15 protein-coding genes are annotated in these 15,085 nt (G+C 67.8%); 9 read left to right on the forward strand and 6 right to left on the reverse strand.

Features of this window, described 5'->3' with window-relative positions; translation table 11 throughout:
* Window positions 1-91: 91 nt before the first annotated feature.
* From rhlB to H165_RS0116525, 4 genes are all read right to left on the reverse strand, one after another.
* Window positions 92-1,555, reverse strand: a complete 1,464-nt coding sequence (gene rhlB, locus H165_RS0116510) for an ATP-dependent RNA helicase RhlB (RefSeq protein WP_017940050.1) — start codon at window positions 1,553-1,555, stop codon at window positions 92-94.
* 96 nt (window positions 1,556-1,651) lie between these two features.
* Window positions 1,652-2,815 carry a dipeptidase gene (locus H165_RS0116515; protein ID WP_017940051.1) on the reverse strand — a complete coding sequence of 388 codons (1,164 nt, stop codon included), beginning with the start codon at window positions 2,813-2,815 and terminating at the stop codon, window positions 1,652-1,654.
* A 90-nt stretch (window positions 2,816-2,905) separates the two neighbouring features.
* The gene (locus tag H165_RS0116520) at window positions 2,906-3,844 is read right to left on the reverse strand and encodes a GGDEF domain-containing protein (RefSeq protein WP_017940052.1); all 939 of its coding nucleotides are present in this window, start codon (window positions 3,842-3,844) and stop codon (window positions 2,906-2,908) included.
* Between the two features lie 401 nt (window positions 3,845-4,245).
* Complete coding sequence (locus H165_RS0116525) at window positions 4,246-4,902, reverse strand: alpha/beta hydrolase (protein WP_017940053.1); 657 nt, start codon at window positions 4,900-4,902, stop codon at window positions 4,246-4,248.
* Between the two features lie 402 nt (window positions 4,903-5,304).
* Between H165_RS0116525 and H165_RS0116530 the strand changes: the two genes are divergently transcribed.
* The 8 genes from H165_RS0116530 to H165_RS0116565 all read left to right on the forward strand — a co-directional run bounded on the left by H165_RS0116530 (window position 5,305) and on the right by H165_RS0116565 (window position 12,440).
* Window positions 5,305-6,333 carry an amino acid ABC transporter substrate-binding protein gene (locus H165_RS0116530; RefSeq protein ID WP_017940054.1) on the forward strand — a complete coding sequence of 343 codons (1,029 nt, stop codon included), beginning with the start codon at window positions 5,305-5,307 and terminating at the stop codon, window positions 6,331-6,333.
* 97 nt (window positions 6,334-6,430) lie between these two features.
* Complete coding sequence (locus tag H165_RS0116535; RefSeq protein WP_026146688.1) at window positions 6,431-7,615, forward strand: amino acid ABC transporter permease; 1,185 nt, start codon at window positions 6,431-6,433, stop codon at window positions 7,613-7,615.
* 10 nt (window positions 7,616-7,625) lie between these two features.
* Window positions 7,626-8,720: an amino acid ABC transporter permease gene (locus H165_RS0116540; protein ID WP_017940056.1), complete on the forward strand. Its 1,095-nt coding sequence runs from the start codon at window positions 7,626-7,628 to the stop codon at window positions 8,718-8,720.
* A gap of 9 nt (window positions 8,721-8,729) precedes the next feature.
* Window positions 8,730-9,491 carry an amino acid ABC transporter ATP-binding protein gene (locus H165_RS0116545; protein ID WP_017940057.1) on the forward strand — a complete coding sequence of 254 codons (762 nt, stop codon included), beginning with the start codon at window positions 8,730-8,732 and terminating at the stop codon, window positions 9,489-9,491.
* A 142-nt stretch (window positions 9,492-9,633) separates the two neighbouring features.
* A complete protein-coding gene (pcsA, locus tag H165_RS0116550; RefSeq protein WP_017940058.1) occupies window positions 9,634-10,344 on the forward strand; it encodes a phosphatidylcholine synthase in 711 nt (236 codons plus the stop codon).
* Window positions 10,345-10,452: 108 nt separating this feature from the next.
* The gene (locus H165_RS0116555) at window positions 10,453-11,151 is read left to right on the forward strand and encodes a glutathione S-transferase family protein (protein ID WP_017940059.1); all 699 of its coding nucleotides are present in this window, start codon (window positions 10,453-10,455) and stop codon (window positions 11,149-11,151) included.
* The gene (locus H165_RS18730) at window positions 11,148-11,471 is read left to right on the forward strand and encodes a GIY-YIG nuclease family protein (RefSeq protein WP_017940060.1); all 324 of its coding nucleotides are present in this window, start codon (window positions 11,148-11,150) and stop codon (window positions 11,469-11,471) included. Before H165_RS0116555 ends, H165_RS18730 begins: the two co-directional genes overlap by 4 nt.
* 33 nt (window positions 11,472-11,504) lie before the next feature.
* On the forward strand, window positions 11,505-12,440 hold the full coding sequence (locus H165_RS0116565) for a glutathione S-transferase family protein (protein WP_017940061.1): 936 nt from the start codon (window positions 11,505-11,507) through the stop codon (window positions 12,438-12,440).
* On the opposite strand, the gene H165_RS18735 is transcribed toward H165_RS0116565, so the two are convergent.
* Entirely contained in the window at window positions 12,421-13,302 is an 882-nt protein-coding gene (locus H165_RS18735; protein WP_017940062.1) for a DUF4344 domain-containing metallopeptidase, read from the reverse strand. The genes H165_RS0116565 and H165_RS18735 overlap by 20 nt on opposite strands.
* Before the next feature lie 229 nt (window positions 13,303-13,531).
* Between H165_RS18735 and H165_RS20340 the strand changes: the two genes are divergently transcribed.
* Complete coding sequence (locus H165_RS20340) at window positions 13,532-14,935, forward strand: methyl-accepting chemotaxis protein (RefSeq protein WP_017940063.1); 1,404 nt, start codon at window positions 13,532-13,534, stop codon at window positions 14,933-14,935.
* On the opposite strand, the gene H165_RS0116580 is transcribed toward H165_RS20340, so the two are convergent.
* The coding region (locus tag H165_RS0116580) for an ATP-binding protein (protein WP_017940064.1) at window positions 14,932-15,085 on the reverse strand (154 nt) is incomplete at its 5' end. The genes H165_RS20340 and H165_RS0116580 overlap by 4 nt on opposite strands.

Consider the following 15,085-nt stretch of genomic DNA (forward strand, 5'->3'; position numbering starts at 1 on the left):
CTGGCCGCCTGCCTGCGGGAAAAGCGCCGAAGGCAGGCGGCACACATGCGAAAGGCGAAGCCATGGGCTTCGCCTTTCGGGAGGAGCGCCCTCAGTGGCGGCGTGGCACCGGCTTGAGCAACTCGTCCGGGGGGATCTCGCAGGTGATCTTGCGACCGAGCAGGGCCTCGATGGGCGGCAGGGCGAAGGCGTCGTCCTCGCCGGCGAAGCTGATCGAGGTGCCGCTGGCGCCGGCGCGGCCGGTACGACCGATGCGGTGCACGTAGTCGTCGGGGACTTCCGGCAGGGTGAAGTTGATCACGTGACTGATGCCGTCGATGTGGATGCCGCGGCCGGCCACGTCGGTGGCCACCAGCACGCGGATCCTGCCCTCGCGGAAGCCTTCCAGGACCTTGAGGCGCTTGTGTTGGGGCACGTCGCCGGACATCTGCGCGGCGCTGATGCCGTCGCGCACCAGGCGTTCCTCGATGCGCCGCACCTCGTCCTTGCGGTTGGCGAAGACCATCACCCGCTCCCAGCTGTTCTGGGTGATCAGGTTGTAGAGCAGTTTGTACTTGTCGCTGCTGGCCACCGCGTAGACGCGTTGTTCGACGGTCTCGCTGGCGACGTGCTCAGGCTCGATCTCGACGATCGCCGGATTCACCGTCCACTGCCGCGCCAGGTTCATCACGTCCTCGGTGAAGGTGGCGGAGAACAGCAGGGTCTGCCGCTCGGCCTTCGGCGGGGTCTGGCGGATGATCTGCCGGACCTGCGGGATGAAGCCCATATCCAGCATGCGGTCGGCCTCGTCGAGGACCAGCACCTCGACCATGTCCAGATGCACCTCGCCGCGCTGGTGGAAGTCCAGCAGGCGGCCCGGGGTGGCCACCAGGATGTCGCAGTAGCGGGCCTCCAGCTGCTTGAGCTGCTTGTCGAAGTCCATGCCGCCGACGAAGCTCATCACGTTGAGCCTGGTGTACTTGGTCAGCGCCTGGGCGTCCTTGGCGATCTGCACTACCAGTTCGCGGGTCGGAGCGATGATCAGTGCCCGCGGCTCGCCCATGTAGCGTTCCTTGGGCGGCGGGGTCTGCAGCAGCTGGGTGATGATCGAGATCAGGAAGGCGGCGGTCTTGCCGGTGCCGGTCTGCGCCCGGCCGATGGCGTCGCGGCCCTTGAGGGTGTAGCCGAGCACCCCGGCCTGGATCGGCGTGCAGTAGGGGAAGCCGAGATCCTGCAGGGCGTGCATCACCTCGGCGGGCAGCGGGAAGTCGTGGAAGCGGGTCTTGCCTTCCTGGGGCTCGACCACGTAGTCCTCCAGCTTCCAGGCGCTGGCCGCCGGCGCCGGCCTGGCGGGGCGTTCCTGGCGGGGCTTGTCGGACTTGGGCTTGTCGCTGCGCGGCTTGCGCTCCGCGCTGCCCTTGGGAGTGCGCGGCTTGTCGTTGCGCGGGGACCTGTCGTCTTTCCTGGCCGAATCGCGAGTTTCGTCGCGCACGGCAGCGGGCGCCGGGGCCCGCGTGGCTTGGGTCGGCTCCTGGCCGTCGCCCTTGCCGAACATCTTCTTGAGTGCCTTGAGCACGGGAATCTCTTCAGGTGGTTAAGGAATGAACGGTCGCCAGTGTAAAGCAAGATGCCGGAGCGGCGAAGTGGCGCATGGCTCACCCGTGGTCTGGCGTCACTCTTCCGGCAGCTGGGAGAGCAGCAGGCGGCGCACGTTGCCGCCCATGATCGCGGCGATCTCTCGCTCGTCGAAGCCGGCCTGCTGCAGACCCTCGGTGAGCTGCGCCAGGCCGCTGGTGTCGAAGGGGGCGTGGATGGCGCCGTCGAAGTCGGAGCCGAGCGCCACGTGCTCGACGCCGATCAGCTCGGCGGTGTAGCGGATCGCCCTGACGATGGCGGCCACCGAGGTGTCGCAGACCGCCGCGTCCCAGTAGCCGATGCCGACCAGCCCGCCGCTGGCGGCGATGGCCTGCAGGTGCCGGTCGCTGAGGTTGCGCGGGCCGGGGCAGGTACCCTGTACGCCGGTGTGGGAAACCAGCACCGGGCGGGTGGCGATGGCCAGCACGTCGTCGATCAGCCGCGGCGAGGCGTGCGCCAGGTCGATCAGCATGCCCTTCTTCTCCAGACGCGCAACCACCCGGCGGCCGAAGCGGGTCAGGCCGGCCTGTTCGATGCCGTGGGCGGAGCCGCCGACCTCGTTGTCGAAGAAGTGGGTCAGTCCGGCGATGCGGAAGCCGGCGTCGTACAGGCGGTCGAGGTTCTCCAGGCGGCCTTCCAGTGGATGCAGCCCCTCGGTGGCGAGCACTGCGGCGAGACGTTGCGGATCGCGCTGCCAGGCGGCGAGGAAGTCGGCCAGCTGGCGGCGGCTGGTGACCAGCACCAGGCGGCCGTTGCTGTCGGCGGCGGCACGTTGTAGGCGTTTGGCTTGGTAGAGGGCACGTTCCAGCAGGCTGGTCCAGGTCGCCACCGGCCAGCGCTGGGCGATTGCCAGCGGAGTGATGTTGTCGCTGGCGTCGTCGTTGCGTTCGTAGTTGAGGTCACGCGGGGTCTTGGTAACGGTGGCGAACACCTGCAGGGCGACGCCGCCTTCGAGCAGTCGCGGCAGGTCGCTGTGTCCGTGGTCGTGGCGGCGCAGCAGGTCGCGTGGCCAGAGCAGGGCGTCGTCGTGCAGGTCGGCGACGAACAGCTGCTGGTGCAGGGTAGTGGCCGACGCACCGGCCGGATAGGGGGCCGGGTTGGCGACACTGTTCATTCGCTGATCGAGCAGGCCGGGCAGGCTGAAGAACACGCCCAGGCCGAGCACGACCAGGGCCAGCAGGGCGATGGCAATCTTGCGCATGGCTTCGTCCGTGTTGTTGTTATGGACCGACTCTAGCACGGCGCGTCGGCTTTCCCTGCGCGCCTCCTGCCAAGGAAGGAGTGCGCCGGCTCAGCCGCAGAGACGGTTGCGGCCCTGCTGCTTGGCCTGGTACAGGGCGCGATCGGCGCGAGCGATCAGGCTCTGCAGGCTGTCCTCCGGGCGGCTGCGAGCAAGGCCGATGGACGCCGTTACCCCAGGCAGCGCACCGATCGGTGAATAGAAGTTGGCGATCTGCTCCAGACTCTGGCGCAGCCGCTCGCCGATGGCGCGGGCCTCCTCGATGTCGATTTCCGGGAGGAGGATGACGAACTCCTCGCCGCCGAAGCGCACCAGGCTGTCCTTGGGGCGCAGCTGGCTGCGCAGAGTGTGGGCGACCATGCACAGGGCGTAGTCGCCGGCCAGATGGCCGTGCTCGTCGTTGTAGGGCTTGAAGTTGTCGACGTCGAGCATGAGCAGGCACAGCGGCTGTTCGCCGTAGGCGCAGCGGGTGTTCTCGCGGCGGAACACGTGTTCCAGCCAACGGCGGTTGAAGCTGCCGGTGAGGGTGTCGAGGTTGGCGTTCTGCTCGCTGTCGAGAATGATCCGGTTGCCCTGGCGCATCCGCTCGCAGAACTGCTCCAGCAGGTTGTGCAGCACCTGCGGGGCCTGCTCGAACAGTCGGCTCAGCGCCTCGCGGTGCAGGCGTAGGACCAGCGACGGCTGGGTGGCAACCACGTAGGCCGAGGGGTAGTCGTTGTCGATGAAGCTGATCTCGCCGACACAGTCACCCGGCTCCAGGGTGCTCACCGGCTGGTTGTCGAGGGAGCCCAGGTAGACCTTGAGCTCGCCGGAGACCAGTAAGTAGAGATGTTGGTTGCGGTTGAAGGGGGAGAGGAGTAACTCGCCGTTCTCCAGCGCACAGGCGCGGAACTCCTTGAGCGACTGCGTCAGGATCTGGGTGGCCACCTTCCTGAACAGACGCAGGTGGCGCAACTGCTGGGGATCGGCCTGCCAGTGGGTGGTTTTCATGGCGATGGCATCTCGGGGGCCGGTGAGCTTGGCCAGGGCATCGCGAACAACATTCCCTGTCGTTTTCTCAGCGCCTGCCCGCGCCGACGGCAATCGCGCGCGGCAATTGTCCGGCAGCCGGGTAGTCGCTGAACCACCGGACATTAGTAGGCGATCCGCGGCGAAACAATGCTTCGGCGGGGGAAAGGCGACCGGCGGTTGAGAGCCGGTCGCTAAAGGCCATCCCCGTCCAGGTTCGGCACCCGGGGGGCCAACTGGCCGCCGCGGTCGTCACCTCGACGCGGATCGTCGGGGCGCGGCCGCCATGCCGCGCTCCTGCCGCCTCGGTGTCGCGCAGCGAGGCGATGGCGGAGAGGGCGGCTGGTTCCATGATGGGAAAGGCCCGCCTTCGTGGTTTGGCTTCACCCCAGATGCGCCACCAGCCAGGCTCCTATGTCACGTACCTGTTCGGGCAGTACTTCGTGGGCCATGGGGTACTCCCGCCAGGTCGCCGGTACTCCCTGGGCGATCAGGCAGTCGTAGGCGGCGCGGCCCAGGGCGGGCGGCACCACGTCGTCGAATGTGCCATGCATGCAGCAGACCGGAAGTTTCTTTTTGTTGTCGTCAAATGTCAGGGCGTCGTTGAAGGTGGGGGCGTAGGTAGATAGCGCCAGCACCCCGCCGAGTGGCCCCCGCCAGCGCAGCAGGGCGGTGTGCAGGACCACCGCGCCGCCCTGGGAGAAGCCGGCGAGGAAGATCCGCGCGGGGGCGATGCCGCTGGCGATCTCCGCCTCGATCAGGCCGAGCAGGCGCTGCGCGGACTCTTCCAGCTGTGCCTCGTCGATGGCCCGCGCCGGGCTCATGGCGAGGATGTCGTACCAGCTGGGCATGGCGTAGCCACCGTTGACGGTCACCGGGCGGGTCGGTGCCTGGGGGAGGACGAAGCGGGTGCTGTACAGGCGCTCCTGCAGCGCCTCGGCGACCGGCAGGAAGTCGTAGCGGTCGGCGCCCAGGCCATGCAGCCAGATGACGCTGGCATCGGCGGCAAGTGTGGGCTGCAGTATCAGGGTATCACTCATGGCGGGCTCCAAGGCGGTGCGAGTGCCCCGCAAGGGGGCGCGCGCTTGTTGTGGGGGTGTCCGATCTGTGAAGAAGTTGTCGCAAGGTTACAAGTTTGGCCCTTGACCGGCACGAAAGAGCGTAAAGATTTTGTAATGGTATGGCCTTTGCTTTTACCGGGAATCCGGTAGCGAGCCTTTCGGCGGTAACAGATTTTTCGGGGCGGAACCGGATGACCTTGCGTCTCTCGCTTGTTCGACCAATGGGGAGAGGCGTTTTTGGCCTGCTGGCGCATTGCCAACTAGGCTTGAACCTCAGGTCTGCAACACCGCCGGACCCTGCGGGCGCAGGGTCGGACATGCCCCACGAAGGTGCGGCGTGAGGACCGAGTCTCCATAAAAAAACAGCAACTGGAGGTTGTAATGAAGATGGTCAGATCCACCCTGGCTGTACTGACCGCCGCGATCGCTCTCGGCGTCAGCAGCTTCGCCCAGGCAGGTGCCACCCTGGATGCGGTGAAGAAGAAAGGCTTTGTGCAGTGCGGTATCAGTGACGGCTTGCCGGGCTTCTCCTACGCCGATGGCAAGGGCAACTACCTGGGGATCGACGTGGATGTCTGCCGGGCCGTTGCAGCCGCAGTTTTCGGCGATGCCAGCAAGGTCAAGTTCAGCCCGCTGACCGCCAAGGAACGCTTCACCGCGCTGCAGTCCGGCGAGGTCGACGTCCTTTCGCGCAACACCACCTGGACCAGCTCGCGCGATGCGGCCATGGGCCTCAACTTCACCGGGGTGACCTACTACGACGGTCAGGGCTTCCTGGTGAACAAGAAGCTCGGTGTCTCCAGCGCCAAGGAACTGGACGGCGCCACCGTGTGCATCCAGGCTGGCACCACCACCGAGCTGAACCTCTCCGACTACTTCCGCGCCAACGGCATGAAGTACACCCCGATCACCTACGACACCTCCGACGAGAGCGCCAAGTCGCTGGAGGCCGGGCGCTGCGACGTGCTCACCTCGGACCAGTCGCAGCTCTATGCCCAGCGCATCAAGCTGGCCTCGCCGGACGACTACGTGGTGCTGCCGGAAGTGATCTCCAAGGAGCCACTCGGCCCGGCGGTGCGCCAGGGTGACGAGGAGTGGTTCGACATCGTGCGCTGGACCCTCTTCGCCATGGTCAACGCCGAGGAGCTGGGGGTCGACTCGAAGAACGTCGAGGAAACCGCGAAAACCACCAAGAACCCGGACGTCGCCCGTCTGCTGGGGGCCGAGGGTGACTTCGGCAAGGATCTCAAGCTGCCGAAGGACTGGGCGGTGCAGATCGTCAAGCAGGTGGGCAACTATGGGGAAGTCTTCGATCGCAACGTCGGAGCCGGCAGCGAGCTGAAGATCGAGCGTGGCCTGAATGCCCTGTGGAACAAGGGTGGTCTGCAGTACGCACCGCCGGTGCGTTGATTCGCCCGTCTGCGAGCCGTCGTCTGACGGCGCGCGGAGTTCCAGCAACCGGGCCCGGCGGCCGTCCTGACGGTCGCCGGGTTTGCAGAGGGTACCCATGCAAACGACTGCCAATGCCCCGCGAAGCCGAGGGTCGGTGTGGACCGACCCCCGCGTTCGCGCCTGGGCCTTTCAGATCATTGCCGTGGCTGCGATCGTGGCGTTCGGCTGGTTCCTGTTCCACAACACCCAGGTCAACCTCGAGCGGCGGGGCATCGTTTCCGGCTTCGAGTTTCTCGGGCAAAGCGCCGGTTTCGGCATCTCCCAGCATCTGATCGACTACAGCGAGAGCGACACCTACGGACGGGTGTTCGTCATCGGCCTGCTCAACACCCTGCTGGTCTCGGTGATCGGCATCATCCTGGCCACCATCCTCGGCTTCATCCTCGGCGTGGCGCGGCTCTCGCCGAACTGGCTGATCCGCAAGCTGGCCACGGTGTACATCGAGGTGTTCCGCAACATCCCGCCGCTGTTGCAGATCTTCTTCTGGTACTTCGCGGTGATGCTCTCCATGCCCGGGCCGCGGCAGAGTCTCGGGCTGTGGGACACCTTCTTCATCAACAGCCGCGGTCTGTACATGCCTTCGCCGTCGATGGCCGAGGGCTTCTGGCCATTCCTGATCGCCGTGCTGCTGGCCATTGCCGGCATCGTGGTGGTGTACCGCCGGGCCAAGGCGCACCAGGAGGCCACCGGCGAGCGCTTCCCGGTACTGCTCACGTCCATCGCGCTGCTGCTGGTGCTGCCGGGGGCGAGCCTCCTGGTTTTCGGCACGCCCTTCCACTGGGACGTACCGCAACTGGCCGGCTTCAATTTCCGCGGCGGCTGGGTGGTGATCCCCGAGCTGGTGGCGCTGATGCTGGCGCTGTCCATCTACACCGCGGCCTTCATCGGCGAGACGGTGCGCTCCGGCATCCAGGCGGTCAGCCACGGGCAGACCGAGGCGGCCTACTCGCTGGGGCTGCGTCCGGGGCTGACCCTGCGCCTGGTGGTGGTGCCCCAGGCTCTGCGGGTGATAGTCCCGCCCCTGACCAGCCAGTACCTGAACCTCACCAAGAACTCCTCGCTGGCCGCCGGCATCGGCTATCCGGACATGGTGTCGTTGTTCGCCGGCACCGTGCTCAACCAGACCGGCCAGGCCATCGAGGTGATGGCGGTCACCATGAGCGTGTACCTGGCGATCAGCATCAGCATCTCGATCCTGATGAACTGGTACAACAAGCGCATCGCGCTGGTCGAGCGCTAAGGGGGAAGCCATGACGACCCACAGCTTCAAGCCCGACCTACCGCCGCCGCGTACCGTGGTCGGCCCCTGGGCCTGGCTACGTGACAACCTGTTCGCCAGCCCGCTGCACGTGCTGCTGACCTTGCTGGCGCTATACCTGCTCTGGCTGATCGTGCCACCGATCGTCAGTTGGGCCTTCCTCGAGGCCGATTGGGTCGGCACCAGCCGTGCCGACTGCACCGGCGAGGGCGCCTGCTGGGTGTTCATCAAGGAACGCTTCGGCCAGTTCATCTACGGCTTCTACCCGCAGGATCAGCGCTGGCGCGTGGACCTTGCCGTGTGGGTGGCGATCCTCGGCGCCGGGCCGCTGTTCCTGCGCAAGATGCCGCACAAGGCCTGGTACGGCATCGGCTTCCTGGTGATCTTCCCGCTGGTCGCCTTCTGGCTGCTGCATGGCGGCCTGGGCCTGGAGGAGGTGCCGACCAGCCGCTGGGGCGGCCTGATGCTGACCCTGGTGATCGGCTACGTGGGCATCACCGGCGCACTGCCGCTGGGCATCCTGCTGGCCCTGGGGCGGCGCTCGGACCTGCCGGCGATCAAGGTGATCTGCGTGACCTTCATCGAGTTCTGGCGCGGCGTGCCACTGATCACCGTGCTGTTCATGTCCTCGGTGATGCTGCCGCTGTTCCTCCCCGAGGGGATGAACCTCGACAAGCTGCTGCGCGCGCTGATCATGGTGATCTTCTTCGAGGCCGCCTACATCGCCGAGGTGGTGCGCGGTGGCCTGCAGGCAATCCCCAAGGGCCAGTACGAGGCCGCCGCCGCCATGGGCCTGGGCTACTGGCGGAGCATGGGCCTGGTGATCCTGCCGCAGGCGTTGAAGCTGGTGATCCCCGGCATCGTCAACACCTTCATCGCGCTGTTCAAGGACACCAGCCTAGTGATCATCATCGGTCTGTTCGACCTCCTCAACAGCATCAAGCAGGCCACCACCGACCCGCGCTGGCTGGGCATGGCCACCGAGGGCTACGTGTTCGCCGCCCTGCTGTTCTGGATCTTCTGTTTCGGCATGTCCCGCTACTCGATGCATCTGGAGCGTCGGCTGGACACGGGCCACAAGCGTTAGGAGTTCCCCATGACTGAAGCGAGCAAGCAAACCCGCGCCGAACCGATCATCCGCATGGAAGGGGTGAACAAGTGGTATGGCCAGTTCCACGTCCTCAAGGACATCAACCTGGACGTCCGCCAGGGCGAGCGCATCGTGCTGTGCGGCCCCTCGGGCTCCGGCAAGTCGACCACCATCCGCTGCATCAACCGCCTGGAGGAGCACCAGACCGGGCGGATCATCGTCGACGGCACCGAGCTGACCGGCGACCTCAAGCACATCGAGACCATCCGCCGGGAAGTCGGCATGGTGTTCCAGCACTTCAACCTGTTCCCGCACCTCACCGTGCTGCAGAACTGCACCCTGGCGCCCCTGTGGGTGCGCAAGATGCCCAAGCGCCAGGCCGAGGAGATCGCCATGCACTACCTGGAGCGGGTGCGCATCCCCGAGCAGGCCAACAAGTACCCGGGGCAGCTCTCCGGCGGCCAGCAGCAGCGCGTGGCCATCGCTCGGGCGCTGTGCATGCGGCCGAAGATCATGCTGTTCGACGAGCCCACCTCGGCCCTCGACCCGGAGATGGTCAAGGAGGTGCTGGATACCATGATCGGCCTCGCCGAGGACGGCATGACCATGCTCTGCGTGACCCACGAGATGGGCTTCGCCCGCACCGTGGCGAACCGGGTGATCTTCATGGACCGCGGCGAGATCGTCGAGCAGAACGAGCCCAACGCCTTCTTCGACCACCCGCAGAACGAGCGCACCAAGCTGTTCCTCGGCCAGATCCTGCACTGACGGCCATCCCCGTCCGCGCCCCGGCGAGCCTCGGACGCCGGGGCGTGGGCTTTCGGGCACGGTGGCGGGAACGGTCGCGGAGGAGTGCCCGCGGTGCCGAATTGGTCTTTACTGGAAAGCGGAAGCACGCGCGGGAGGCACCTTGAGCGCCACACTCACCCCCTTCAGCAAGGCCAAGGCTTGGACCGTCCATGCCATCACCGCGAGTGGCGCCATACTCGCGCTGCTGGCCCTGCTCGCGGTCATCGAGGGTCGCCCGCAGGCCTGCCTGCTGTGGCTCGGCGCGGCCCTGGTGGTCGACGGCCTGGACGGCACCCTGGCGCGCAAGTTCGAGGTCAAGGAGGTGCTGCCGCAGTTCGACGGCAGCGTGCTCGACCTGGTGATCGACTACCTCAACTACGTGTTCATCCCGGCGATCTTCGTCTACCGCTTCGTGCCGCTGCCGGACTACTGCGCCCTGCCGGCGGTAGGACTGATCCTGCTGTCCTCGCTGTTCTGCTTCTGCAACGTCAACATGAAGAGCCACGACTACTACTTCGTGGGCTTCCCGGCAGCCTGGAACGTGGTGGCGGTGTACCTTTTCCTGCTCGACTTCCACCCCTGGACGACGCTGCTCGGCATCCTGGTGCTGGCGGCGCTGACCCTGACCCGCATGAAGTTCCTGCACCCCTTCCGGGTCCGCGAGTTCATGCCGCTGAACATCGCCGCGACTTTCGTGTGGATGCTCTGCTGCGCGGCGCTGATCGTCCTCTATCCGCGCCAGCCTCCGCTGCTGATGGCGCTCTGGCTGCTGGCCTCGGCCTACTTCCTGGGCATCTGCCTGTGGCGCAGCGCCCGCGAGTGGCGGAGCTGAGGCGCGCGGTCCTCGGGGCAGCGACGCGGCCCCGCCGCCAACTTCTGGTCCCACGTCAGCAGCGCAGCGGCTAAACTCGCCGGCGACTTTCGCTGCCGGGTAGCGCCGATGATCACGCTCTTCCAGTTTCCACGGGCCCTCGATGTGCCCAATCCCAGCCCCTACTGCCTGAAGGTGGAGACCTTCCTGCGTCTTGCGGGCCTGGACTACCAGGTCAGGACGCTGCTCAACCCCGCCCGTGGACCCAAGGGCAAGCTGCCGTTCATCCAGCTGGACGACGAGGTCATCGCCGACTCGGCGATCATCCTGCGCACCCTCGAGCGCCGCTTGGGGCTCGATCTCGACGCTCATCTGGATGCTGCCGGCCGCGGTCGGGCGCTGGCCATCACCCGCCTGTGCGACGAGCATCTGGCCTGGCTGTTGGTGTATTTCCGCTGGATCGACGAGGAGGGCTGGGCAGAGTTCCGTCCGCTCTTCTTCGCCGGCTTGCCGGCGCCGCTGCGCGCTCTGGTGCCGCGACTGGTGCGTGCCAGGCTGCGTCGGGGGCAACTGGCTCAGGGCCTGGCCCGGCATTCCCGGGAGGAACTGCTGGAGTTCGCTCGCGAGGACCTGCAGGCGCTCAGCGAGTTGCTCGGCGCCGCGCCCTATTTCGGCGGCCTGCAGCCGTGCAGCGCGGACGCCGCGGCCTACGGGGTGCTGGCCAACCTGATCCTCTGCAGCCTGGACAACCCGCTCAGTCGCCTGGCCCGGGAATACCCCGTGCTGGTCGCCTATTGCGAACGCCTGCGCGACAAGTTCTGGGCATGAGCGAAGCGCAGTCCCGGCCCTGGTTCGTCTACCTGGTGCGCGCCGCCAACGGTGCGCTGTACTGCGGCATCAGCGACGCCCCCCTGCGACGCTTCGAGCAGCACCGCAGCGGCAAGGGCGCGCGCTTCTTCCACTCCAGCCCGGCGCAGGCCCTGGCCTACGTCGAGCCCTGCGCCGGGAAGAGCGAGGCGCTGCGCCGCGAGCGGGCCATCAAGGGCCTGAGCAAGGCCGCCAAGGAGCGCCTGGTGCTCGGCGGCACGGCGGATCTGGCGAACTTCCTGACGCAGCGGGAGGCTGCCGTGGAGGCCGTCGCGGGCTAAGCTAGGCGTCCCTACAACGCCAAAGAGCCCGCCATGCACGAGCTGATCCTCCACCACTATCCAGCTTCCCCCTTCGCCGAGAAAGCCCGCCTGATGCTGGGCTTCAAGCAGTTGTCCTGGCGTTCGGTGATCATCCCCCGGGTGATGCCCAAGCCCGACCTGCTGGCCCTCACCGGCGGCTACCGCAAGACCCCAGTGCTGCAGGTCGGCGCCGACATCTACTGCGACACCGCGCTGATCGCCCGCCGCCTGGAGGCCGAGAAGCGGGTGCCCAGCCTGTTCCCGGAGGGCAGCGAGTTCACCGTCGCGGCCTTCGCCCAGTGGGCTGACGCCGAGGTGTTCCGCCGTGCCGTGGCGCTGGTATTCCAGCCGGAATCCCTGGCCGCGCGCATGGCCGGTTTGCCGCCGCAGGCGGTGGAGAGCCTGGTGGCGGACCGTAGCAAGCTGTTCAGCGGCGGCACCCACGGCATGCTCCCGGTGGAGGTGGCACGGCACGACTGGCCGGTGCTGATGGCCCGCCTGGAGCTGCAGCTGTCCCGCGAGGAGGGTGACTTCCTGTTCGGCGAGCCCTCGGTGGCCGACTTCGCCCTGGCGCACTGCCTGTGGTTCCTGCGTTCCTCGCCGGTCACCGCGCCGCTGGTGGACGGGCATCCGTTGGTGGCCGCCTGGTTGCAGCGGGTGCTGGGCTTCGGTCACGGTGCGCACAGCGAGCTGTCCGCCGCCGAGGCCATCGAGATCGCCCGCGCCGCCACTCCGGCGCCGCTGCCCGAGGAGGACTTCGCCGAGCCCAACGGCTTCCAGCTCGGCCAGCGGGTATCCATCGCCGCCACCGACTACGGCGTCGACCCGGTGGAGGGCGAGCTGCTGTTCGCCGGTCGCGAGGAGCTGATCCTGCGTCGCGAGGACGAGCGCGCCGGGCTGGTCCACGTGCACTTCCCGCGGCTCGGCTTCAGCATTCGGGCCGTCTGACCCTGCCCGGCGGCGTGCATTCCGCCAGCGCGTCCGCCCGGCGCCGGGCTGGCAGGCCGGCGGCCAGCTCGCGGAAGTGGCGCAGCCGTTCGTAGCAGACGGTGAGCAGCGCCTCGTGGCGGTTGTACCAGGCGTCCGGCGCGCCGCAGCTGGCCAGCCACAGGGTCAGCGGGCGCGGCAGGGCGAACAGCCGGCTGACCCGCCGGGCCAGGTCGTCCAGGCCGCTCTGGCGCACCAGCATGGCGTCGAGCGCATCCTCCGGCGGCGGATCGTGGTGCACGTGCAGTGGCGGCCTCTGGAAGGCGATGCGCCGCTGCGCGCGGATCCAGTCCAGGGCCTTGCGCGCCTGCAGGTATTCCTGATCGCAGTACAGCGCGCGCTCCATGGGCAGACCGGCGACCTGCGGCAGCCAGTCGAGGCGCTGGGTGTCGCTGCCGTAGACCAGGCAGGCGATGTTGTAGAAGCGCTGCTCGTCCAGGGCGTGGGTGGCCCAGGCCGGCACCCGTTCCTCGACGCGCCGCGGGCGTTGCGACTCCAGCCGCCAGTAGTCGACGATGGCCAGCATCCGGGCGTCCCGTTCGGCCTGCGGCAGATCCCCGTGGAACAGGAACAGCAGCATGATGGCCAACTGGTCGGCGGCGTCCTCCTCGCGACCGAGCACCGGCAGGTCCAGCTCGGCGATCAGCATGTGGCCCATTTCGTGGAGCAGGGTGAATTCGCCGTTGGCGACCACGAAGCGCACGATGTGCGCGGGCAACTGCGGCACCGGCGGCTCGGCGGCGCCCGGCCCCGCCAGCAGGAGCAGGGCGAGGAGCAGATGGCGGAGCCGCCGGAGCGGCGGATGGGCAGCGCGGCCGGCCATGCAGCGGGCCTCCGGGCGTGGTGGAACGGGACCTCTGGGGAAACTCTAGCAGCGCCGCCTGCGGCGGCCGGGCCATCCGGCGGGAGGCCGCGGGGCACCATGGAACGGCGGCTCTACGACCAAGGAACCATATCGGCCGGCTGGCGATTGGCGGCTAAATGCGCGGACAGCCATAAGAAGCCGCACGGGCCAGGCCGGCTCGGAGCGGTGCCGATCCGCGAGGTTTCCAATGCGTCCGGTCCTGCAAAGCATTCTGGTCCTGGCTCTGTTCGCCGGCCTCTGGCTGGCCCTTCTGCCTTTGCCTCTGGTGATTCTGGGGGTGCTCGCCGCGATCTGGCTGCCGCGCCTGGCGGCCTCGCGCTCCGCGCCGGTCGCCGCCGGCCATGCCGCCGAGGCCGGGCAGATCGACCACCTGGCCCGCGAGCTGTCCCAGCGCACCAGCCGCAACGCCCTGTCCGCCGCCGGGGTGGCCTATGCGGTGCGGCGTCTCGGCGAGCGCCTGCACTCCCAGCTGGATGCCGCCGAGCGCATCGTCGCCAGCGCCGACGTGATGCTGCAGACCGAGGCGCTGACCTCCGAGCGCAGTCAGCAGGCCGAGGCGGCGGCCATCGAGGCGCGGCGTAGCAGCGAGGCCGGTTACGGGCTGCTCGGCGAGGCTACCGCGGTGATGCAGCAGCTCAGCGAGCGGGCCGATGCCAGCAGGGCGACCATCGAGGCGCTCAGCCAGCGCAGCGAGCAGATCCAGCAGGTCACCCAGGTGATCCAGGGCATCGCCAGCCAGACCAACCTGCTGGCCCTCAACGCAGCCATCGAGGCGGCCCGCGCCGGCGAGCATGGACGCGGCTTCGCGGTGGTCGCCGACGAGGTGCGCGGCCTGGCCGCGCGTACCGCCGCGGCCACCGAGGAGGTAGGGCAGATGGTGGTGGACATTCAGCAGCGCACCGCCGGGGTAGTGGAGCAGATCCAGATGCTCACCAGCGAGCTGGACCGCGGCGTCCGCCAGGTCGAGCGGATCGGCGGGCACCTCTCCAGCATCACCGAGCTGGCGGTGACCGTGGAGGGGCGGATCAGCGAGATCGCCGCCGCCACCCAGGTCAACCGTGAGCAGCTGGGCAGCCTGTTCGCCGCCGTGGAGCAGGTGCGCGCCGACCTCAGCGAGAGCGAGGAGCAGACCCGCCGTCTCGGCCAGGCCGCCGCCGAGCTGGGCGCCCAGGCCGAGAGCATCAGCGAGCGGCTCGCCGAGATCGGTCTGGACGACTACCACCAGCGCGTCTACGACCTGGCCCGCGAGGGGGCCGCGCAGATCGCCGCGCGCTTCGAGGCGGACATCGCCGCCGGGCGGATCGCCCTCGACGATCTCTTTGACCGCCACTACCAGCCGATCCCCGGCACCCAGCCGACCAAGTACCGCTCGCGCTTCGACGGCTACACCGACCAGGTCCTGCCGGCCATCCAGGAGCCGCTACTGAAGCGCCACGAGGGGCTGGTATTCGCCATCGCCTGCGGATTCCACGCCATCCGGCCACCCAGTCCGCTCTCATCTGGCCAGGCATTCCACGGCCATCTGGCCACCTGTTCCACGGCCATCCGGCCGGGCAGTCGGAGCGCAGCGACGCAGGGGTTGCATTGTTAGTCTGAGGTGCCCGGTGTCGTCAATTTCTTCACCCGCTTTCTCATCGATTCGCCCTTGAGGTTGATCCGGTAGGCGTTGTGCACCAGGCGGTCGAGGATGGCGTCGGCCAGGGTTGGATCGCCGATCAGTTCGTGCCAGTTGTCCACGGGC

Source organism: Pseudomonas thermotolerans DSM 14292, assembly GCF_000364625.1.
GTDB classification, from domain to species: Bacteria; Pseudomonadota; Gammaproteobacteria; order Pseudomonadales; family Pseudomonadaceae; genus Aquipseudomonas; species Aquipseudomonas thermotolerans.